A 21,478-nucleotide genomic window follows, 5' to 3' on the forward strand; every position below is an offset into this window, starting at 1 on the left:
CTATTCACTGCGCCGGCAAACGCTCTCTGCGAGGAGCCATGGACACCATTTCCCAGCCGCTTCCCGGCACCGGCGCCGTGCAGGCCGACGGCGAGTCGTTCGCGACCCTGCTGGGGTACTGGGCACGCCGCCTCGGCGACCGGGTCGCCGTCACGTACCTGGACCACCGGGCCGCCCCCGACGGCCGGGCCGTCACGCTCACCTGGCGCGAGCTGGACAGCCGGGTCGACGCGGTCGCGGCGCGACTGTCCGAAGTGGCCGATCCGGGCGAACGTGCGGCCGTGCTGGCCGGGCAGTCGGCGGACTACGTCGTCGCGTTCCTCGGTGCCCTGCGGGCCGGGCTGGTCGCCGTCCCGCTGTTCGCGCCCGGCCTGCCCGGCCACGCGGGCCGGCTGGCCGCGGCACTGGCCGACTGCACCCCGCGGGTCGTGCTCACCACGACGGCGGAGTTCGACGCGGTGCGGGCGTTCACCGCCGGGCCGGTGGTCATCGCGGTCGACGCGGTCCCGGAGACCGGGCCGCGCGACTGGCCCTGCCCGGACCCCGATACGCCGGCCTACCTGCAGTACACGTCGGGGTCGACGCGCACACCGGCCGGGGTGGTGCTGACCCATCGCAACGTGCTCGCCAACGCGCGGCAGGCGTGTGCGGCCTACGGCGCGGAAAGCGGGTCCACGTCGGCGGTCAGCTGGCTGCCGCTGTTCCACGACATGGGGCTGATCCTCGGCATCGGCGCGCCGATGGCCGGCGGCCTGGCTTCGGTGCTGATGGACCCGCTGGCGTTCCTCGAACGGCCCGCGCGGTGGCTGCGCGCGCTCTCGGCCAGCCCCGGCGCGATCAGCGCGGCGCCCGACTTCGCCTACGCCTACAGCGCTTCCCGCGTCACCGAGGACGAGAAGCTCTACCTCGACCTGAGCCGGGTCGTCTCGCTGATCAACGGCAGCGAACCGGTGCGGCCCGCGACGGTCGCGAAGTTCCAGGCCGCCTTCGCCGGGTGCGGGCTGCGGCCGGAGGTGCACCGGTCCTCCTACGGCCTCGCCGAGGCGACCGTGCTGGTGTCGGTCACCGGCGCCGGGAAACCGGCCCGGCAGGTGACGTTCGACCGTGACCGGCTCGCCGCCGGGTACGCCGTGCCCGCCGCCGAGGGCACGACCCTGGTGTCGTGCGGCCACCCGGCCGGGCAGCGGGTGCGGATCGCCGACCCGGTGACCGGCGGGCCCGCGGCGCCGGGCGAGGTGGGGGAGATCCTGGTCAGCGGCCCGAACGTCGGCCGCGGCTACTGGGGACGGCCGGAGGCGTCGGCGGCGGTGTTCGGCCTGCCGCCACTCGATCCGGAGACGGGCGAGGGCTGGCTGGCGACCGGCGACCTCGGCGTGCTCTTCGACGGCGAGCTGTACGTGACCGGCAGGCTGAAGGACCTGGTCGTCGTCGACGGCCGCAACCACTACCCGCAGGACATCGAGCACACCGTGGAGGAGCACCCGGCGGTCCGGCCGCACTCCGCGGCGGTGTTCGGGATCGCCGGTGACGACGGGGAAGCGGCGGTCGTCGTCGCGGAACGCGCCAAGGGCACCGAAGCCGACATCGGCGCGGCGGCCGCGGAAATCCGGGCCGCGGTGTCGGCCGGGCACGGGCTGCGCGTGCACGACGTCGTCTTCCTGCCGCCCGGCGAAGTCCCGCGCACGTCGAGCGGCAAGATCAGCCGCGCCCGCTGCCGGAAGTCCTATGTGGACGACTCGCTCACCGCCCGGCGGCTCGGGTGAACGCCACCGCGATCCGGGCCTGGCTCCTCGACCGGCTCGGCGACGTCGACGTGGACCGCCCGCTGCACGAGACCGGACTGTCCTCACGGGACGCGGCGAGCCTCGCCGCCGACCTCGGCCGCTTCACCGGCCGCACGTTGCCGGTGACGCTCGTCTGGGAACACCCGACGATCACGGCGATCGCGGAATATCTGTCCACTGAGGACGCCGCGGTTGTTACGTCGGCTGTGCGCGAGGCTGGCGAGCCGATTGCGATCGTCGGAATGGGGTGCCGCCTGCCAGGCGGAATCGAGTCCCCGGAGGCGTTCTGGCAGTTCCTCGCCGACGGCGGCGACGCGATCGGCGACGTCCCGCCGGGGCGCTGGGAGACGTTCGCGCCGCCGGAGGACCTCGCCGGTCTTCCGGCGCGGGGCGGGTTCCTCGGCGACGTCGCCGGGTTCGACGCGGCGTTCTTCGGCATCACCCCGCGCGAGGCCGAGGCGATGGACCCGCAGCAGCGCATCCTGCTCGAAGTGGCGTGGGCGGCGCTGGAGCACGCCGGGATCCCGCCGTCGAGCCTGCGCGGCAGCCGCACCGGGGTGTTCGTCGGGCTGTCGGCGACCGAGTACGGGTCGCTGACGATGACCGGCGTCGCGGACGTCGACGTCTGGTCCGGCACGGGCGCCGCGGCGAGCATCGCCGCAAACCGGCTGTCCTACCTGCTCGACCTGCGCGGGCCGAGCCTCACGCTGGACACGGCGTGCTCGTCGTCGCTGGTGGCGGTGCACCAGGCGGTGGCGAGCCTGCGCCGCGGCGAGAGCGAGACGGCGCTGGCGGCCGGGGTGAACGTGCTGCTGTCCCCGGGCATCACGGCCGGGTTCCACCGGGCGGGCGTGCTGGCGGCCGACGGCCGCTGCAAGCCGTTCGACGCGGCGGCCGACGGAATCGCCCGCGGCGAGGGCTGCGGCGTGCTGGTGCTGAAGCCGTTGCGCGCGGCCCGCCGCGACGGCGACCGCGTGCTGGCGCTGATCCGCGCCACGGCGGTCAATTCCGACGGCCGGTCCAACGGCCTGACGGCCCCCAACCCGGCGGCGCAGGCGGCACTGCTGCGGGAGGCGTACGCGGGCCTCGACCCGTCCACAGTGGACTACGTGGAGGCACACGGCACGGGAACCCCGCTGGGTGACCCCCTGGAAGCGGGGGCACTGAGGTCGGTGCTCGGCCGCGACCCGCGGCGTCCGCTGCTGCTGGGCTCGGTGAAGAGCAACCTGGGCCACCTGGAGGGCGCGGCCGGGATGGCGGGGCTGCTGAAAGTGGTCCTGGCGATGACGCACGGGCAGCTGCCGCCGACCCTGCACTTCCGCGAGCCGAACCCGCACATCGACTTCACGGGCCTGCGCGTGGTCGCGGAGGAGACGCCGTGGCCGAGGTACAGCGGGACGGCCCGGGCGGGCGTGTCGGCCTTCGGCTTCGGCGGCACGAACGCACACGTGGTGGTGGAGGAGTGGCCGCCGGCGGCCTTCCCGCCTCGTCAGGTGGGCTCGGGCCCGCAGGTGTTCGCGCTGTCGGGCCGTTCGGCGGCCGAGCTGCGGGCGCGGGCCGGTGCGCTGGCGGACTGGCTGGCGTCGAGCGAGGTACCGCTGGGTCCGGTGGCCGGGACGCTGGCACACCGGCGCGAGCACCTGCCGGTGCGCGGAGCCGTGGTGGGGGAGAGCCGCGAGGAGGTGGTCGCCGGGCTGCGGGAGCTGGCCGCCGGTCACCAGGATGTCGTGAGTGGTAACGCGAATTACCACTCACGACTACCTGCGGAAGACCGCTCGGCTGCGGTTGGCCGCGGCGAGGTCGTCTTCGTCTTCTCCGGCTATGGCTCGCAATGGCCCGGCATGGGGCGGCTCTTCCTCCGGTCCGAACCCGCCTTCCGCGCCGAGGTCGACGCCCTCGATCCCCTCTTCGCCGCCGAAGCCGGGCTTTCCCTGCGGGAGGCCCTCGACCGCGAGAACCCCGATCTCGCCACCACCCAGCTCGCCCTCTTCGGCATGCAGCTCGCCCTCGCCGCGCTGTGGCGGGCCCACGGGGTCACCCCGTCCGCCGTGCTCGGGCACTCCATGGGGGAGGTCGCCGCCGCCGTGGTGGCCGGGGCGCTGGAGGTCCGTGACGGCCTGCGGGTGCTCGTCACCCGTGCCCGGCTGCTCGCCGAGATCGATCACCGGGGGCAGGGGGCCATGGCCGTCGTCGAACTCTCCGCCGACGAGGTGGCCGCCTTTCCCGGGGTCGAGGTCGCCGTCTACGCCTCGCCGGTCCAGTGCACCGTGAGCGGGCCCGCCGACCGGGTCGACGCCCTCGTCGCGCACGCCGAACAGCTCGGCAGGCTCGCCCGGCGGCTGCCGGTCGGCGGGGCCGGGCACTCCGCCGCCGTCGAGCCCGTGCTCGGCCGGTTCCGCGAAGCCGTCGCCGGGATCACGCCGAAGACGCCCGCAATTCCCTTCTACAGCAGCGTTTTCGACGAGACTCCAGCCTTCGACGTCGAGTACTGGGCCGCCAACCTGCGCCGTCCCGTCCGCTTCAGCCAGGCCCTTTCCGCCGCGGAGGGGCACGGCGTGTTCGTCGAGATCTCGCCGCATCCGATTGCCCTGGCCGCCGTGGAACAGACCACTGGCCGCCGTGGCCTGGCCTCGGCGAGCAAACGGACCGACGAACGGGCCGCGTTCCTCACCAGCCTCGCCCGGCTGCACGTCGACGGCCGTCCGGGCCTGCTGGCTGCCCGTCCGCAGACGCCGACGGCCGAACTGCCCGGGCCCGTCTGGCGACACGAACGGTTCTGGCCGCGGCCTCGCCGCACCGGAAGCACCCACCCGCTGCTGGGTGTCCACATCGAACACCCGGGTGGCGACCTCTGGCGCGGCGACGTCGGCATCGGGGCGCTGCCGTGGCTGGCCGACCATACCGTGCAGGGCACGCCGGTCCTCCCCGCCACCGGCTTCCTCGAACTCGCCCTCGCCGCCGCCGGGCCGGGCGGGTGCGTCCGCGATCTCGAACTGCGGGAAGTCCTCCCGCTGGCCGAACACACGTCGGTGACCACCAGCCGCACCGGCGCCGAGGTGAGCGTGCACGCCAAGTCCGTCCGCGGCGACTGGACCTGCCACGCCACCGCGCGGATCGGGACGGACGGCACGCCGTCCCGGCCGTTCGGCGAGGCGGCAGGACAGCCGGTGGACCTCTACCGGAGGCTGGAAGACCTGGGTCAGTCCTACGGCCCGGCCTTCCGTGGGCTCCGGCGCGTCGTCGCTGCTGATGGCCGTGCGTCCGCGTCGATCGTGTTGCCGGACCACGATCATCCCGCCTACACCCTGCACCCCGCGCTCGCCGACGCCTGCCTGCACGCACTGGCGGCGGCCGTCGGCGAGGCGGACGCGCTCCACCTGCCGCTGACCATCGGCGAGGTGGTGGTCGCCGGTGACCCACGCCGTGGGGTGCGGGTCGACGCCGTCCTGTCCGAGGCGTCGGGCGACGGTGTGCTCGGCAGCGTCCAGCTCGTGGACGCTGAGGATGTCGTCCTGACGGAGTTCCGGGACGTCTACTGCCGCCGGTTCCGCGACGCCACGCTCGACCGGCTGCTGTTCGAAACGGCCTGGCAGCCTGCCGGGCTGCCCGCCGCGCCGAAGCGCGAGCACCGCTGGATCGTGCTGGCCGACGACGATCCGGGCCTTGGCGCCCCGGCCGCGCGGCTCGGCGACCGGGTCGCGCTCGCGAAACTGCTGCGGGACGGCGAACCGACCGCGGTGCTGGCTGTGCTTGGTAGTGGAGAGGCGAAGGGTTCCGAGGGTGCTGTTCTCGGCACCGGGAAGGCGCCGGATCCCGCGCGTGCCGCCCGGCTGGCTGTCACGCTCGGCGGAGTCGTCGCCGAACTCGCCGAACTGCCCGCGCCGCCGCGGTTGTGGCTGGTCACCGCGGGGGCCCAGGCCGTCGAGCCCGGTGAGGCGGGCGATCCCGACCTGGCCGCCGTGCGCGGGCTCGTGCGCGTGCTCGCCTTCGAACATCCCCAGCTGCGCGTGACCCTGGTCGACTTCGATGCCGGGCCCGATCCGGCCCGGCTGTGGGTCGGCCAGCTGCGCGACGAGGTCCGCGCCGACGGCCCGGACGACGAGGTCGCCTGGCGGGAAGGCCTCCGGTACACCCGGCGCCTGGTCCGGCCCGAGCCCGGTGAGCCGGTGCGCGAGCCGGTCCGCGACGGCGCGTACGTCATCACCGGTGGGCTCGGTGGGCTCGGGCTCGCCGCGGCGAAGTGGCTCGCCGAACGGGGTGCGACGCGGCTGGTGCTGAACGGCCGGACGCCGCGTGACCCGGGTGAGCTGGGGGCCGAAGTCCGCGTGGTGCCCGGCGACATCGCCGCGCCGGGCACGGCCGAGGCCCTGGTCGCGGCCGCCGTCGAAGGGGGCGTGCCGTTACGCGGGGTGCTGCACGCCGCCGGTGTCCTGGCCGACGGCGCCGCGATCAGCCTCGACGAGGACGCGCTCGCCGCCGTCTGGCGGCCGAAGGCGATCGGCGCCTGGCGGCTGCACGAGGCGACCGCCGGGCACGACCTCGACTGGTGGCTCGTCTACTCGTCGGCGGCCGCGTTGTTCGGTTCCCCGGGCCAAGCGGCGTACGCCACGGCCAACGCGTGGGCCGACGCGCTGGTCACGTGGCGCCGCGCCCAGGGCCTCCCGGCGACGGCGATCGGCTGGGGCGCCTGGGGTGAGACCGGGGCCGCGGCCGGGTCGGCCAATCCGGTGCTCGCCCCGCTCGGCACCGAAGAAGCGCTGGCAGCACTGGACATCGTGCTGTCGCGGGACACGGCCTCGACCGGGATTGCGCGCGTGCACTCGGAAACCGTGCTGGAGTTGTTTCCGCGGCTGGCCGAACGCCCGTTCTTCGGGCTCTTCGCCCCGCGCGTGACGTCGTCCACATGGGACGGTTTCGAGGCATTGCGCGCCGGACCACCGGGGCGGGCCTGGGTCGCGATCGAAGACCACCTCGCGAAGCTCGTCGGCGACCTGCTCGGGTACGCCGACGTGGACCGGACCGTCCCGCTCACCCGGCTCGGCCTGGACTCGCTGTCGGCCATGCGGGCCCGCGGCGCCGTGGAACGCGACTTCGGCCTGCCGCTGCCGGTCCCGCTGCTGCTGCGCGGGGCGAGCCTGGCCGAACTTGCCGCGCACCTCGCCGGGCAGGCCGGTTTAGGGCAGCCGAGCCTGGCCCAGTCGGTGGCGACGGGGCCGGGGGACGCCGAACTCGCCGGGCAGGCGGGTGTCGGGCAGGCGAGCCCGGCCCGGGCGATCGTGACCGGGTCGCAAGACGCCGAACTCGCCGCGCACCTCGCCGGGCAGGCGGGTTTTGGGCAGCCGAGCCCGGTCCGGCCGGTCACGACCGGCCCGCGGGACGCCGAACAGACGGGTTTCGGACAGCCGAGCCCGGCCCGGCTGGTCACGACCGGCCCGCGGGACCCGGCCGAGCGCTGGGTCGCCCGGCACTGGCGTGCCGTGCTCGGCGGGCCCGAGCCCGGCGTGCACGACGACTTCCTCGCCGCGGGCGGCGATCCGGACCGGCTGCGGGCCGCGTTCGCCGCGGAACTCGAGTCCGTGCCCGAAGCCGCGCAGCTGTTCGCGACGCCGACGGTCGCGGCGATGGCCGACCTGCTGCGCGGGGAGCTGGAAGGCCACGGCGGCGGCCCGGTGCGGGTGCTGCGCGACGGTGTCGCCGATCCGGTGTTCCTCTTCCACCCCGCCGGCGGCCCGTCGAGCGTGTACCGCGAGCTGGTGCGGCTGCTGCCGGAAGACCGTCCGGTGTACGGGTTCGAGCGCATCGATGACGAGGACACCGTCGAGGGCAAGGCCGCCTGCTACGCCGAGCTGGTCCGCGAGATCCAGCCTGCCGGCCCGTACCGGCTGGGCGGCTGGTCGTTCGGCGGCTGCCTCGCCTACGAGACCGCCCGCCGCCTCGGTGGGGCCGAGCTGGTGTTCCTCATCGACACCATCCTGCCGCTGCCCGCTCCCGGGAAACCCGCGGAAGAGCTACTGCTGGACCGCTTCGACCGCTTCGCCGAACACGTCTCGCGGACCTACGGGGTGCCGTTCTCCGTGCCGCGTGCCGACCTCGTGCGGCTGGCCGAGGAGGACCAGATCCGCTGGGTCATGGACCAGCTCGCCGAGCGCGTGCCGGACCTCGGTGCCGGGGTACTGCGGCACCAGTACGAGTCCTATGTGGACGCCCGGGTGGCCGAACGCTATACACCGCAACGCTACGACGGCCGCGTGCTGCTGTTGCGGGCGGCCGACCCGCACCCGCTGACCACCACGCTCGACCCGCGTTACCTGCGTACCGACGACACGCTCGGCTGGGACGCCTTCTGCGACGTCGAAGTCGTCCGCGTTCCGGGCGACCACGTGTCCATGATCGACCCGCCGCACGTGACGGCGCTGGCCGCGGCACTGGCGGCGGAGGTGCGGTGATGGAGGAGCTGACGCCGACGACGGCGTTCCGGATCGCCGATCTCGCCGCCCGGCAGGACGAAGCCGTCCGGATCGCCGAGAAGCGGGCGATCGACCGGCAGCACGCCAAGGGCAAGCTGACCGCGCGGGAGCGGATCGGCCTGCTGCTGGACCCCGGGTCCTTTGTGGAACTCGACCAGTTCGCCCGGCACCGGTGCACCGAGTTCGGGATGGCCGACAACCGGCCGTGGGGCGACGGGATCGTCACCGGGCACGGCACCGTCGACGGGCGGCAGGTCTGCGTGTTCTCGCAGGACTTCAGCGTCTTCGGCGGCAGCATGGGCGAGGTCTCCGGCGAGAAGGTCCTCAAGGTGATGGATCTGGCACTGAGCCTCGGCTGCCCGGTCGTCGGGATCAACGACTCCGGCGGCGCGCGGATCCAGGAAGGCGTTGTCTCGCTGGCCTACTACGCCGAGCTGGGCCGCCGGACCGCGCACGCCTCCGGCGTCGTCCCGCAGATCTCGATGATCATGGGCCCGTGCGCGGGCGGCGCCGTCTACGCCCCGGCGATGACCGACTTCACCGTGATGGTCGAGGACACCGCGCACATGTTCGTCACCGGCCCGGACGTCGTGCACGCCGTCACCGGGGAACGCGTCACCGCCCAGGAGCTGGGTGGCGCGGCCGTGCAGAGCGAAATCGCCGGCAACGCCCACCACCGCGCCGCGTCCGAAGAGGACGCCATCGGCTGGGTGCAGACGCTGCTGGCCTACCTGCCGTCGAACAACCTCGATCCCGCACCCGAATACGCCGACGACACCAGTCCCGCCGTCACTCCCGCCGACCTGGAGCTGGACCGGCTGGTGCCCGACTCGCCCCACCAGACCTACGACATGGCCGTGCTGATCGCCCGCCTGGTCGACGACGGCGAGTTCACCGAGGTGCACGACGCGTTCGCGCCCAACATCATCTGCGCCTTCGGGCGGATCGAGGGCCGCTCGGTCGGCATCGTCGCCAACCAGCCGCGGCACCAGGCCGGCGTACTCGACATCGACGCGTCCGAAAAGGCCGCCCGGTTCGTGCGGTTCTGCGACGCCTTCTCGATCCCGCTGCTCACCCTGGCCGACGTCCCCGGCTACCTGCCGGGCACCGGGCAGGAACGCGGCGGCATCATCCGCCGCGGGGCCAAGCTGATCTACGCCTACTCCGAGGCGACGGTGCCGAAGGTGACCGTGGTGGTGCGCAAGGCCTACGGCGGCGGTTACGCGGTCATGGGCTCCAAGCACCTCGGCGCCGACGCCAACCTGGCCTGGCCCACCGCGGAGATCGCGGTGATGGGCGCCGAAGGCGCGGTGGAGGTGCTCTACCGGCGGGAGCTGGCCGCGTTGCCACCGGAGCAGCGGGCCGCGGCGCGGCGCCGGTTCACCGACGAGTACCGCAAACGCCACGGCGGCCCCTACCTGGCCGCCGAGCGCGGCTACGTCGACCAGGTCGTCACGCCGTCGCAGACCCGCCTGCACGTGGCGCGGGCGCTGCGTGCGCTGCGGACCAAACGCCAGAGCCTGCCGGCCAAGAAGCACGGGAACATCCCCCTCTGAGGAGTCGCTGTGAACCGGATCGCCCTGCTGGCGTTGTCCGTCGTCCTGCTGGTCGCCGGAGGCGGCGTGACCGCCGCCCACGCGGCCCCGGTCGCGGCCGACGACGGCGCGAAAGTCGTCGCGGAAACCTGGCTCGACGCGCGGACCGTCGACCTGAAGATCGACTCCCCGGCGCTGGGCACCACGGGGATGGTCCGGCTGCTCGTGCCGCCCGGCTGGGCTTCGCAGCCTGCGCGGACCTGGCCCGTGCTGTTCCTGCTGCACGGCTGCTGCGAGCCGGTCGACTACCGGTCGTGGGACCAGTTCACCGACGTCAAGGCGTTCACCGCCGCCAAGGACACCCTGGTCGTGATGCCGACGGGCGGGCCGGCGGGGATGTACACGAAGTGGTGGAACTTCGGCCTCAAGGACACCCCCGACTGGGACACGTTCCACACCGCCGAAGTGCGCCAGATCGTCGAACGCGGGTACCGCGGCGGGACGCGCCGGGCCGTCGCCGGGCTGTCGATCGGCGGCTACGGCGCGATGGCCTACGCCTTCAAGCACCCCGGGATGTTCGGCGCGGCCGCCTCCTACAGCGGCGTGCCCAACACGCTCTACCCGGGCATCCCGATCTGGATCATCGGCATCCTCGCGCGTGCCGGGATCTACAACTACCTGCAGCTGTGGGGCGACTCGTTCGGCATGCGGCCGCTGTGGTCGGCGAACAACCCCTACGACCACGCCGACCAGCTGCGCGGCACCGCGCTCTACGTCTCCTGCGGCAACGGCCAGACCGGGCCGCTGGACCCGCCGGGGCAGTCCGACGTCCTGGAGCCCTCGGCGCTGCTGTCCTCCAGCAGCTTCACCGACCGGCTGCGCGCCGCCGGCATCCCGGTGACCGTCGACTACTACGGGCCCGGCACGCACAGCTGGCCGTACTGGCAGCGGGCCCTGCACAACTCGTGGCCGGTGCTGGCCGGCGCGCTCGGCCTGCCTGCCTGAACGCATTCCCCTTCCCCGGTTGGAGGTTGTGGTGAAGTCTGTCCACTTGCGACGCACGGTTTCGGCGTTGCTCGGCGTGGCACTGGCGGCGCTGGGGGTGGTGGCCGCGAGCCCGCCCGCCGGTGCGGCCCCGCTGCTGCCCGGTCCGTTCGACGACTCGTTCTACGTCCCGCCGTCGCCGCTCCCGTCCGGCAAGCCGGGTGACGTCATCCGCTGGCGGCCGTCGGTGCCGCTGCTGAACGCGGCCAACGCCGACGCCTGGCAGGTCATGTACCTCTCGACCGACGCGCTGGGCCGCCCGGACGCGGTGACCGGCACGATCATGGTGCCCAAGGGCGCCGACCCGGCCACGACGCCGATCGTCGGGTACGCCGTCGGGACGCAGGGCCCGGCGTTCAAGTGCACGGCGTCGAAGGCGATCGAGCGGGGCACCCTCTACGACCAGCCCGCCCTCAACGACTCGATCTCCAGCGGCTACGCGGTCGCGGTGACCGACTACGAGGGCTACTCGCCGACGACGGTGCCGACCTACATCACCGGGCAGTCGATGGGCCCGGCGGTGATCGACTCGGTGCGGGCGGCGCAGAACCTCCCGGCCGCGCGGCTGGCCAAGACGGCCAAGGTGATCTTCCAGGGGTACTCCCAGGGCGGCGGCGGAGCGATGTGGGCGGGGGAGAAGCAGCCGTCGTACGCGCCGGAGCTGAACGTCGCCGGCGTCGTCGCGGGCGGGGTCCCCGCCGACCTGACCGAGGTCGCGAAGGGCCTCGACGGCTATCTCGGGTTCGGGTTCCTCGCCTTCGCCGCGGTCGGGCTCGATGCGGCGTACCCGGACCTGAAGCTCGACTCCTTCCTCAACGCAACGGGCCGGACGCAGCTGGCCGACGCGAAGAAGAACGCGTGCACCGCGGAACTGCTGCTGAACTACGCGTTCAAGAAGATCGGCGACTTCACGACGTCGAATCCGCTGGCGACGCCGCAGTGGCAGGCCCGGCTGGCCCAGAACAAGCTGGGCGCGCACCCGCCGCGGGTGCCGGTGTTCCAGTACCACGCGAGCACCGACGAGATCGTCAACACCCCGCAGGCCGAAGCACTGCACCGGGCGTACTGCGCGGCCGGGGTCCGCGAGCAGTGGACGACCTACCCGGCCGAGCACGCCACGGGCCTGATCGCCGGCCAGGCCGACGCCCACCAGTGGATCGTCAAGCGCTTCACCGGAGAACCTGCGCCGTCCAACTGCTGAGGGTGGGTGGTCTGCCGCGGCTTGTCGTGAGTGAGAAACAGGGTTAGAACACTGTTTCTCACTCACGACCGGCTGCGGCAGACCCGGTCAGCCGACCTTGCTCGCGGCGAAGGCGGCCGCGTCGTCGGCCTGGCTGCCGTAGCCGAGGTGGGCCAGGATGTTCGTGCCGCCCGCCTGGCAGATCGGGTCGCCGTCGGCGCAGTAGTCCTTGGTGCGGCTCTGGTAGGTGCCGGTCACCGACCGGCCGATCGCGCGGATCGGGTTGCCGAACAGCAGGATCGCCGCGATCCGCGGGGCCAGCTCGGCCGGGATGGTCGCCACGATCGGGCCGCCGACGATGGCGCCGTCGCTGCTGATGCCGATCGAGTTGTCGACGACGTTGGCGCCCTGCGAGTAGCCGACGAGGACGAACCGCTGCTGCGGGCAGGCGGCGGCCTGCGTCCGCACGTGGGCGACCAGGTCGGTGTTGCCGCGCTGCACCGAGGCGGGCTCGATCAGGTCGGCCGGGTAGTCCACGCGGTAGCTGCTCACCGACCGCGGCCGCAGCCGGTTCTGCACCGCCTGGAAGACGGGCTGGCCGACGAGCAGGCCCAGCGAGCCGGGCTCGCCCGTGCCGCGGGCCACCGCCACGTCGATGTCGGTGCACGGCGCGGCGGAGGCCGCCGGGGCACCGGCGACGGTGAGGCCGGTGACGGCGAGGCCGAGTGCGGCGGCGGCGGACAGCAGGCGGTTACGGGGGACGCGAAGCATGGCTGATCAACACCTCTTTGTGTGCAGGCAACAGTGCAGGCGACAGGAGTCGGCAAGCGCTTTCCGTGCGAAGCCGAAATGGCGTTCGTGCTTGCGGTAACGGCAGCGTGACAGCGGTTGCCTGCCCCGGCAAGAGGCGGTTTCCGGTAGGAGCGGGAATTGTCCGGCCGGTGACAATCAGTCCGGAGTGGACACTCAGCCCGCGCACTGCCCGGCCGGGCTGTCGGCGCGGTCCAGCAGTGCCGGGTCGAGGCCGCGCAGCGCGGCCATGACGAACCCGGTGGCGAGCTCGCCCGCGGCGATCGGGTCGGCGCCGGGGGAGTGGGAGACGTGCATCGCGGCCCGGCCGACCAGGCCCACCATCATCGCGCCGAGCAGGTCCGCGCCCTGGCCCACCGGGCGGCCGTGCGCCCGCAGGTACTCGTGCACCTGGCCGGTCACGTGCGTGGCGATGGTGTCGGCCAGCGCGCGGCGCTCGCCGGACATCTCGTCGACGGCGGAGTCGAACAGCAGCCGGAAGCTTTCCGGATACGCGCCCGCGTAGCGGAACATGGCCATCACCGAATGCCGGACGCGTTCCTCCAGCGGCCGCGAATGCGCCGTTTCGTGGGCGGCGAGCACCCACTCCCGCAGGGCCGCGACCTCCCGGGTGACCGTGGCGCGGAAAAGCGCCGCCTTGTCGCCGAAATGGGCGTAGAGGGTCGGTTTGGTGGAATCGGCGCGGTCGGCGATCAGGTCCATGGTGGCCTGCGCGAATCCCCGCTCGGCGAACACCGCGCGGGCGGCGTCGAGCAGCTCGTCGTCGGTGGGCCGGGCGGCCGGGCTGCGGCGAGCGCTGGATCGATCAGGAGGACTCTGCCGGCTCATGGAGGTGTACTGTACGGTCTCCCTGCTTTACTGTCCGGTAAAGCTGGTAAAGCCGACTGTGCCGCCGTCTCCGGTGGAGGAAACCTGGTGTCCCGCGACAGTGCCCGGCAGACCGTCCCCGTCCCCCGAGACGGCGCGGAAGTGTTCCGAAGAGCCGAGCTGGCCGCGTTGATGCGGCCGGCCAGGGCGGCACTGGTGGAGTGGATCGTGCGCGAGGTGTGGCGCGCGGTCCCGGTCTACGCCCGGCCCGGCGACGGGTCGTACGGCCGCGTGACCCGGCACGGCGTCGAGTGCGCCGTCGCGCTGTTCGTCGACCTCGTCGAGGATCCGCACGCCCCGCGCGACCGGCTGTACGAGACGTGCCGCCGGCTCGGCGCCGGGGAAGCCCGCGAAGGCCGGACGCTCGACGAGCTGCAGGCGGCCTACCGCGTCGGCACCCGCGCCGGCTGGCGCTGGATCATGCGGCTGGGCCGACGGCACCGGCTGTCCTCCACGGTGATGGCGCAGCTGGCCGAGATGCTGTTCGGCTACGCCGACGACCTGGCCAGGATGTCGAGCCAGGGCTACCGCGAGGCGCGGGCGGAGATCGACGGGACGCGGGCGGGCCTGCGGCGCCGCCTGCTGCGGCTGCTGACCGGCCCGGGCAGCGTCCCGGACGCGGTGCTCGCCGAACTCGCGGCGGCCGCGGGCTGGCCGGTGCCGCGCGAGATCGCGGCGGTCGCCGCGGAAGCGCCGGTGGGCACGTCGTGGGGGCCGGAGGTGCTCGCCGACCTCGACCCGCCCCAGCCGTTCCTGCTCCTGCCCGCCCCGGTCGACCCCCGCAGCCTGACCCGGCTCGGCGCCCGCGTCGCGGTCGGCCCGGCGGTGGACCTGGACGCGGCGGCGCATTCCCTGCGCTGGGCCAGGGCGGCGCTGCGGCTGGTGGCCGGCGGCGCGCTGCCGGACGCCCCGGTCACGTGGTGCACCGAGCACCTGACCGAGCTGTGGCTGCTGTCCGACACGCCGCTGGCCGAGCAGGTCGCCCGCCGCGAGCTGGCCCCGCTGGCGCAGTTCCCCGAGCGCACGCGTCGCCGGCTGGGCGAGACCCTGTTGTCCTGGCTGCAGAACGGCGGCAACTCCGAGAAGATCGCGGTGGATCTTTCGGTGCACCCGCAGACGGTCCGGTATCGCGTGCGCCAGCTCAAGCAGGCGTTCGGCGACCGGCTCGAGGACCCGGACGCGCGGTTCGCGATGCAGGCCGCACTGCGGGCTTCGGGCCTGCGGTCCCTGACGGCCGAAGGTCCGTGAATGCCACATCGAGGGACATGGAGTCCGGCAATGTGGCATTCACGGCGCCGGCTCAGTTTTTGACCAGGGCCGCGACGGCGTCGGCCAGCGGCGTGGTGGGACGGCCGATGAGGCGGCGCAGGTCGCCGGACGCCGAGGCCAGCTCGCCGTCGGCGATGCCGCGGTCGGCGTCCACCAGCATCGCCGCCAGCGGCTCCGGCAGGCCGAAGCCGAGCAGGAGCTGCCGGTGCTGCTCGGCCGGGACGTCCTCATAGGACACCGGCTTGCCCGCGGCGGCCGCGATCGCCGCGGCGAGGTCGGCGTAGCTCCACGGCTCGTCGCCGGCCAGCTCGTAGACCTGGCCGAGGTGGCCTTCGCCGGTCAGCACCGCGACGGCGGCTTCGGCGTAGTCGAGCCGCGGGACGCCGCCGAGGCGGCCTTCGCCCGCGCTGCCGGTGAAGGAGCCTGACGCGAGGGCCTGCGCGACCGTCTGCTCGTAGTTCTCGGTGTACCAGCCGTTGCGCAGGAACGTGAACGGCACGCCCGACTCGCGGATGACCTCCTCGGTCGCCTTGTGCTCGGCGGCCAGCAGCAGCCTCGACGTGTCCGCGGCCAGGATGCTGGTGTAGGCGAGGTGCCCGACGCCGGCCTCGCGGGCGGCCGTGACGGCGGCGGTGTGCTGGGCGACGCGCACGCCGGGCGTGCTGCTGGAGATCAGCAGCACCTTGTCCGCGCCGTCGAACGCCGCGGCGAGCGTCGCCGGGTCGTCGTAGTCGGCGGTCCGCACCTGGACACCGCGGGCGGCGAACCCGTCGGCCTTCCGCGGATCCCGCACGGCGGCGACGATCTCGGCGGGCGGGACCTTCTTCAGCAGTCCTTCGACGACCAGGCGGCCCAGCTGGCCGGTGGCACCGGTGACGACGATCATCCGTTCACTCCTCGCGCTACGGGTTACTTACCCAGAGAATGTACTAACTCTGAGAAAGTGCCAACTCTTGGTGAGCATCCTCACCTGGGCGTCTGCGGTGGACGGGGTACCGTGGAGGGCATGAGCGAGGAGCGCGACGAGCACCAGCGGGTCCTCTTCGACGTCTTCGCGCAGGCGTGCACGTCCCGGGCGACGCTGGAGCACATCACCGGCCGCTGGGGCATCCTGGCCATGGCTGCCCTGTACGACGGCACGTTCCGGTTCAACGCGCTGCGCCGCCGCGTCGACGGCGTCAGCGAGAAGATGCTGGCCCAGACGTTGCAGGCGCTGGAGCGCGACGGCTTCGTGCATCGCGAAGCCCAGCCGACGATCCCGCCGAAGGTGGAGTACAGCCTGACTCCGCGCGGGCGGCGGACCGCGGAGCTGCTGCTGGCGCTGATCCACGACGTCGAGGCGCAGATGCCCGAGGTCATGGCGGCCCAGGCCGCGTACGACGCCGCGAAGGGCTGACGGTAACGGGTTCTAGTCCGGCCCGCGGAATCGGCCGCGGCTACCCTTGCCCATAGCGAGAACGTGTTCTAGTTTCGTGGGGTGAAGACCGATCTGGGCCTGGCCGGTGCCGTCGTGCTGGTCACCGGCGGCGTCCGCGGCGTCGGCCGGGGCATCAGCGACGTGTTCCTCGCCTACGGCGCCCACGTCGTCGCCTGCGCGCGGCACGACACCCCCATCGACGCCGAGTTCGCCCGCTGCGACGTCCGCGACGAAGCCCAGGTCGCGGCCCTGATCGACGGGATCGTCGACCGGCACGGCCGCCTCGACGTCGTCGTGAACAACGCCGGCGGCGCGCCGTACGCGCCCGCGGCCGACGCGTCGCCGCGCCTGCACGAGAAGATCGTGCAGCTCAACCTCCTCGCCCCGCTGCTGGTGGCCCAGCGGGCCAACGCCGTCATGCAACGCCAGGACGGCGGCGGCTCGATCGTGATGATCTCCAGCGTCAGCGGGACGCGGGCCTCGCCGGGAACCGCCGCCTACGGCGCCGCGAAGGCCGGGCTGGACAACCTGACCGCGAGCCTGGCCGTGGAGTGGGCGCCCAAGGTGCGGGTCAACGCCCTCGACGTCGGCATGGTCCGTACCGAGCAGGCCCACCTGCACTACGGCAGTGAGGCCGCGATCGAGGCGGTCGGCAAGACCGTGCCGCTCGGGCGGCTCGCCGAACCCGCGGAGGTGGGGGCGTGCGCCGCGTTCCTCGCCTCGCCGCTCGCTTCCTACGTCTCCGGCGCGACCCTGCGCGTGCACGGCGGCGGGGAGGTCCCGGCCTTCCTCGCCGCCGCCGACGTCAACCATCGGGAGGATTCGTGAGCAGCTTGTGCCAGGACCGCGTGGTCGTGGTGACCGGCGCCGGCCGCGGCATCGGGCGGGCCCACGCATTGGCCTTCGCGGCCGAAGGCGCCCTCGTCGTCGTGAACGACGTCGACGACGACGCCGCCGAAGTCGTCGCGGAAATCGGGGACCAGGGCGGGAAAGCCGTCGCGAACACCTCCGACGTTGCCGACTGGGCCGGGGCCCGTGCCCTGATCGGCACCGCGCTGGAGCACTTCGGGCGGCTGGACGTGCTGGTCAACAACGCCGGTTTCGTGCGGGACCGGATGCTGGTCAACCTCGGCGAAGACGAATGGGACGCGGTGGTCCGCGTGCACCTCAAAGGCCACTTCGCCCCGCTGCGGCACGCCGCCGAGCACTGGCGGGCCGAAGCGAAGGCCGGGCGGACCCCGAGCGCGCGGGTGATCAACACCAGTTCCGGCGCCGGGCTGCTCGGCAGCGTCGGGCAGGGCAACTACTCGGCGGCGAAGGCCGGGATCGCCGCCCTGACCGTCGTGGCGGCCGCGGAACTCGCCCGCTACGGCGTCACCGTCAACGCCATCGCCCCGGCCGCGCGGACCCGGATGACCGAGGCGGTGTTCGCGTCGATGGCCCGGCCGGACACCGGATTCGACGCGATGGCCCCGGAAAACGTCTCGCCGCTGGTCGTGTGGCTGGGCAGCGAGGAGTCGTCGCACGTGACCGGCCGGGTCTTCGAGGTCGAGGGCGGGAAGGTCTCGCTGGCCCAGGCGTGGCGGCACGGCCCGGCCGTCGACAAGGGCGCCCGCTGGGACCCGGCCGAACTCGGCCCGGTCGTCAAGGACCTGCTCGAGCGCGCGCCCGAGCCCGAACCCGTGTACGGAGCGAGCTGATGGGCATCCGCACCAGGCGTGACGGGCACGTCGAGGTCGTCACCGTCGACTTCCCGCCGGTGAACGCGCTGCCGGTGCAGGGCTGGTTCGACCTGGCCGACGCGATCACGCAGGCGGGCCGCGACTCCGGTGTCCACGTGGTGGTCCTGCGGGCGGAAGGCCGGGGTTTCAACGCCGGGGTCGACATCAAGGAGATTCAGCGCAGTGCCGGTTACGACGCGCTGGTCGGCGCGAATCGGGGCTGTTATGCGGCTTTCGGTGCGGTGTACGACTGCGCGGTGCCGGTCGTTGCCGCGGTGCACGGTTTCTGTCTCGGCGGTGGCATCGGCCTGGTCGGCAACGCCGACGTGGTCGTCGCCTCGGACGACGCCACGTTCGGGGTGCCGGAGGTCGAGCGGGGTGCGTTGGGAGCGGCGACGCATCTGGCGCGGCTGGTGCCGCAGCACCTGATGCGCACGTTGTACTTCACCGCCCGCACGATCACCGCCGCCGAGCTGCACGCCCACGGTTCGGTCTACCAGGTGGTGCCGCGCGCGGAACTCGACGACGCGGCCCTGGACATCGCGCGCGACATCGCGAAGAAGGACCCGCGGGTGATCCGGGCGGCGAAGGAAGCCCTGAACGGCATCGACACCCAGCAGGTGCACCGCAGCTACCGCTTCGAGCAGGGCTTCACCTTCGAGCTGAACCTGCTCGGCGCGTCCGACGAGGCCCGCGAGGAGTTCCTGAATGGCCGATAAGCGCACGACCGCCGACGACGTCGCGGCGGAACTGGAAGACGGCATGACGATCGGCATCGGCGGCTGGGGGTCCCGGCGCAAGCCGATGGCGCTGGTCCGGGCGATCCTCCGCACGCCGGTGAAGGACCTGACCGTGGTGTCCTACGGCGGCCCCGACGTCGGCCTGCTGTGCGCGGCGGGCAAGGTGTCGCGGGTCGTGTTCGGGTTCGTGACGCTGGATTCGATCCCGTTCGACCCGTGGTTCGGCCGGGCCCGCGAGACCGGGGCGATCGAGGTGACCGAGTACGACGAGGGCATGTTCGGCGCGGCGCTTTCCGCTGCAGCGCAACGTCTTCCGTTCCTGCCGACGCGGGCCGGGCTGGGCTCGGAGGTGATGCGCGCCAACCCCAGGCTGCGTACCGTGCGGTCTCCGTACGAGGACGGCGAGGAGCTGGTCGCGGTGCCCGCGCAGTATCTGGACGTCGCGCTGGTGCACCTCAACCGTGCCGACGCCCGTGGCAACGCCCAGTACCTCGGCCCGGACCCGTACTTCGACGACCTGTTCTGCCTGGCCGCTGCCAAACGGTTCGTGTCGGTGGAGAAGGTCGTCGACACGGCGGAGCTGACGTCGGGTGGTCCGGTGCAGTCGCTGCTGCTCAACCGGGGCAGCGTGGACGGCGTCGTCGAAGCGCCGCGGGGTGCGCATTTCACGACGGCGGTGCCGGACTACGGCCGCGACGAGCGGTTCCAGCGGCACTACGCGTCCTGCGCGAAGGATCTGGATGCGTGGCCGGGTTTCGTGGATCGTTTCCTGTCGGGGGACGAGAAGCAGTATCTGTCCGAAGTGGACAAGTTCGCGGCGGAGGCGGCATGAGCGCGACCCGGGCCGAGATCGCCGTGGTGGCGGTGGCCGAGCTGTTCCGCGGCGACGGTGAGATCGTCGCCAGCCCGATGGGCCTCATCCCGCAGCTGGGCGCGAAGCTCGCGCGGCTGACGTTCGAACCGGACCTGCTGATGTCCGACGGCGAGGCGTACCTGGTCACCCCGGACGGCGTCGTCGAAGGCTGGCAGCCGTTCCGCAAGATGCTGGACACGATCGTCCCCCACGGACGGCGGCACGTCGTCATGGGTGCCAACCAGATCGACCGGTACGGCAACCAGAACATCTCCGCCATCGGCGACCACACCCGGCCGAAGAAGCAGCTGCTGGGTGTGCGGGGCACGCCGGGCAACACCGTCAACCACCGCACGAGCTACTGGGTGCCGCGGCATTCCACGCGGGTGTTCGTGGACACAGTGGACGTTGTGTCGGGCGTGGGCTACGACAATGCGGCCAAGGCGGGTCCTTCGGCGGAGAAGTACCACGACGTCCACCGGGTCGTCACCAACCTCGGCGTCTTCGACTTCGCCACGCCGGACCACTCGATGCGGGCGGTGTCCCTGCACCCCGGCGTCACCCGCGAGGAGGTCGAGGCGGCGACGACGTTCGAGATCGGCTTCTCCGGGGCAGGCACCAGCCGCGAGCCGACGGCGGCGGAGCTGCGGCTCCTCCGCGAGGTCCTGGATCCGCAGGGCCTGCGCGACAAGGAAGTCCCGGCGTGAAGACGGCCCTGACCCGGCTCGTCGGCGTCGAGCACCCGATCGTGCAGACCGGGATGGGCTGGGTCGCCGGACCGCGGCTGGTGTCGGCGACCGCCGAAGCGGGCGCGCTCGGCATCCTCGCCTCGGCGACGATGACCTTCGCCGAGCTGGAAGCGGCGATCGCCGAGGTCAAGAAGCGCACCGACAAGCCGTTCGGCGTCAACCTGCGTGCCGACGCCGTTGACGCCGGTGACCGCGTGGATCTGCTGATCCGCGAGGGGGTGCGGGTGGCGTCGTTCGCGCTGGCGCCGCGGAAGGAGATGATCGCGAAGCTGCGCGACCACGGCGTCGTCGTGATCCCGTCGGTCGGCGCGGCCCGGCACGCCGAGAAGGTCGCCGCCTGGGGTGCCGACGCCGTCATCGTCCAGGGCGGCGAAGGCGGCGGGCACACCGGCGGCGTGGCGACCACGCTGCTGCTGCCGTCGGTACTGGACACTGTGGACATTCCGGTCGTCGCGGCCGGCGGCTTCTTCGACGGCCGCGGCCTCGCGGCCGCGCTGGCCTACGGCGCGGCGGGCATCGCGATGGGTACCCGGTTCCTGCTCAGCAAGGAGAGCACGGTCCCCGACGACGTCAAGCGCCTCTACCTCGAACAGGGGCTGACCGGCACGGTCGTGACCCGGCGCGTCGACGGCCTCCCGCACCGGGTACTGCGCACCGACCTGGTCGATCGCCTCGAACGGGCGGGCCGGATCCGCGGCCTGCTGCAGGCGGCGCGCAACGCGCTGCGGTTCCGGAGCATCACCGGCCTGTCCCCGGCGGCGATGCTGCGCGAAGGCCTGGCGATGAAGCACGGCAACGACCTGACGTGGAGCCAGCTGGTCATGGCGGCCAACACCCCGATGCTGCTGCGGGCGGGCCTGGTCGAGGGCCGGACCGACGCGGGAGTGCTCGCGTCGGGGCAGGTGGTGGGTCTGCTCGACGACCTACCGACGGTGGCGGAGATTGTGGCGGGCACGGTCGGGCAGGCCGAGGAGCGGCTCCGGGGCCTGGTGTCCTGAGTTTCCGGAAGAGCGGCTCGTTCATGTCGGCTGCGCGGCCGGAA

At 73.0% G+C, this 21,478-nt stretch carries 16 protein-coding genes; 13 read left to right on the plus strand and 3 right to left on the minus strand.

Annotation, left to right across the window (positions count from 1 at the left end; translation table 11 throughout):
* The first annotated feature begins 38 nt into the window (after nucleotides 1-38).
* Genes ABJI51_RS11925 through ABJI51_RS11945 form a run of 5 tightly spaced genes read left to right on the plus strand, consistent with a single transcriptional unit; the run spans nucleotide 39 to nucleotide 12,031 of the window.
* Nucleotides 39-1,763, plus strand: coding sequence for a fatty acyl-AMP ligase (locus ABJI51_RS11925; RefSeq protein ID WP_348950116.1), 1,725 nt, complete (start codon nucleotides 39-41; stop codon nucleotides 1,761-1,763).
* Complete coding sequence (locus tag ABJI51_RS11930) at nucleotides 1,760-8,230, plus strand: SDR family NAD(P)-dependent oxidoreductase (RefSeq protein WP_348950118.1); 6,471 nt, start codon at nucleotides 1,760-1,762, stop codon at nucleotides 8,228-8,230. Before ABJI51_RS11925 ends, ABJI51_RS11930 begins: the two co-directional genes overlap by 4 nt.
* Entirely contained in the window at nucleotides 8,230-9,807 is a 1,578-nt protein-coding gene (locus ABJI51_RS11935) for an acyl-CoA carboxylase subunit beta (RefSeq protein WP_348950120.1), read from the plus strand. The genes ABJI51_RS11930 and ABJI51_RS11935 overlap by 1 nt, the downstream gene beginning before the upstream one ends.
* A 9-nt stretch (nucleotides 9,808-9,816) precedes the next feature.
* Nucleotides 9,817-10,791: an alpha/beta hydrolase gene (locus ABJI51_RS11940; protein WP_348950122.1), complete on the plus strand. Its 975-nt coding sequence runs from the start codon at nucleotides 9,817-9,819 to the stop codon at nucleotides 10,789-10,791.
* 31 nt (nucleotides 10,792-10,822) lie between these two features.
* Nucleotides 10,823-12,031 (plus strand): lipase family protein, encoded by a 1,209-nt coding sequence (locus ABJI51_RS11945; RefSeq protein WP_348950123.1) that lies wholly within the window; start codon nucleotides 10,823-10,825, stop codon nucleotides 12,029-12,031.
* 87 nt (nucleotides 12,032-12,118) lie between these two features.
* Here ABJI51_RS11945 and ABJI51_RS11950 read toward each other — a convergent pair whose 3' ends face one another.
* A complete protein-coding gene (locus ABJI51_RS11950; protein ID WP_348950124.1) occupies nucleotides 12,119-12,781 on the minus strand; it encodes a cutinase family protein in 663 nt (220 codons plus the stop codon).
* A 195-nt stretch (nucleotides 12,782-12,976) separates the two neighbouring features.
* Nucleotides 12,977-13,648, minus strand: a complete 672-nt coding sequence (locus ABJI51_RS11955; protein ID WP_348950126.1) for a TetR/AcrR family transcriptional regulator — start codon at nucleotides 13,646-13,648, stop codon at nucleotides 12,977-12,979.
* A gap of 87 nt (nucleotides 13,649-13,735) precedes the next feature.
* Between ABJI51_RS11955 and ABJI51_RS11960 the strand changes: the two genes are divergently transcribed.
* Nucleotides 13,736-14,935: a PucR family transcriptional regulator gene (locus tag ABJI51_RS11960; protein ID WP_348950128.1), complete on the plus strand. Its 1,200-nt coding sequence runs from the start codon at nucleotides 13,736-13,738 to the stop codon at nucleotides 14,933-14,935.
* Between the two features lie 52 nt (nucleotides 14,936-14,987).
* On the opposite strand, the gene ABJI51_RS11965 is transcribed toward ABJI51_RS11960, so the two are convergent.
* Nucleotides 14,988-15,842, minus strand: a complete 855-nt coding sequence (locus ABJI51_RS11965; protein ID WP_348950130.1) for an SDR family oxidoreductase — start codon at nucleotides 15,840-15,842, stop codon at nucleotides 14,988-14,990.
* A gap of 120 nt (nucleotides 15,843-15,962) precedes the next feature.
* On the opposite strand from ABJI51_RS11965, the gene ABJI51_RS11970 reads away from it, so the two are divergent.
* From ABJI51_RS11970 to ABJI51_RS12000, 7 genes are all read left to right on the plus strand, one after another.
* Complete coding sequence (locus ABJI51_RS11970; protein WP_348950131.1) at nucleotides 15,963-16,352, plus strand: winged helix-turn-helix transcriptional regulator; 390 nt, start codon at nucleotides 15,963-15,965, stop codon at nucleotides 16,350-16,352.
* Between the two features lie 81 nt (nucleotides 16,353-16,433).
* Complete coding sequence (locus ABJI51_RS11975; protein ID WP_348950133.1) at nucleotides 16,434-17,201, plus strand: SDR family oxidoreductase; 768 nt, start codon at nucleotides 16,434-16,436, stop codon at nucleotides 17,199-17,201.
* Nucleotides 17,198-18,073 carry an SDR family oxidoreductase gene (locus ABJI51_RS11980; RefSeq protein WP_348950135.1) on the plus strand — a complete coding sequence of 292 codons (876 nt, stop codon included), beginning with the start codon at nucleotides 17,198-17,200 and terminating at the stop codon, nucleotides 18,071-18,073. Before ABJI51_RS11975 ends, ABJI51_RS11980 begins: the two co-directional genes overlap by 4 nt.
* Nucleotides 18,073-18,813, plus strand: coding sequence for an enoyl-CoA hydratase family protein (locus ABJI51_RS11985; protein WP_348950136.1), 741 nt, complete (start codon nucleotides 18,073-18,075; stop codon nucleotides 18,811-18,813). The genes ABJI51_RS11980 and ABJI51_RS11985 overlap by 1 nt, the downstream gene beginning before the upstream one ends.
* A complete protein-coding gene (locus ABJI51_RS11990) occupies nucleotides 18,803-19,666 on the plus strand; it encodes a CoA transferase subunit A (protein WP_348950138.1) in 864 nt (287 codons plus the stop codon). The genes ABJI51_RS11985 and ABJI51_RS11990 overlap by 11 nt, the downstream gene beginning before the upstream one ends.
* A complete protein-coding gene (locus tag ABJI51_RS11995; RefSeq protein ID WP_348950140.1) occupies nucleotides 19,663-20,394 on the plus strand; it encodes a CoA-transferase subunit beta in 732 nt (243 codons plus the stop codon). Before ABJI51_RS11990 ends, ABJI51_RS11995 begins: the two co-directional genes overlap by 4 nt.
* Complete coding sequence (locus ABJI51_RS12000) at nucleotides 20,391-21,434, plus strand: NAD(P)H-dependent flavin oxidoreductase (protein WP_348950142.1); 1,044 nt, start codon at nucleotides 20,391-20,393, stop codon at nucleotides 21,432-21,434. Before ABJI51_RS11995 ends, ABJI51_RS12000 begins: the two co-directional genes overlap by 4 nt.
* The last annotated feature ends 44 nt before the right edge of the window (nucleotides 21,435-21,478 follow it).

The organism is Amycolatopsis melonis (genome assembly GCF_040064235.1).
Classification (GTDB): domain Bacteria; phylum Actinomycetota; class Actinomycetes; order Mycobacteriales; family Pseudonocardiaceae; genus Amycolatopsis; species Amycolatopsis melonis.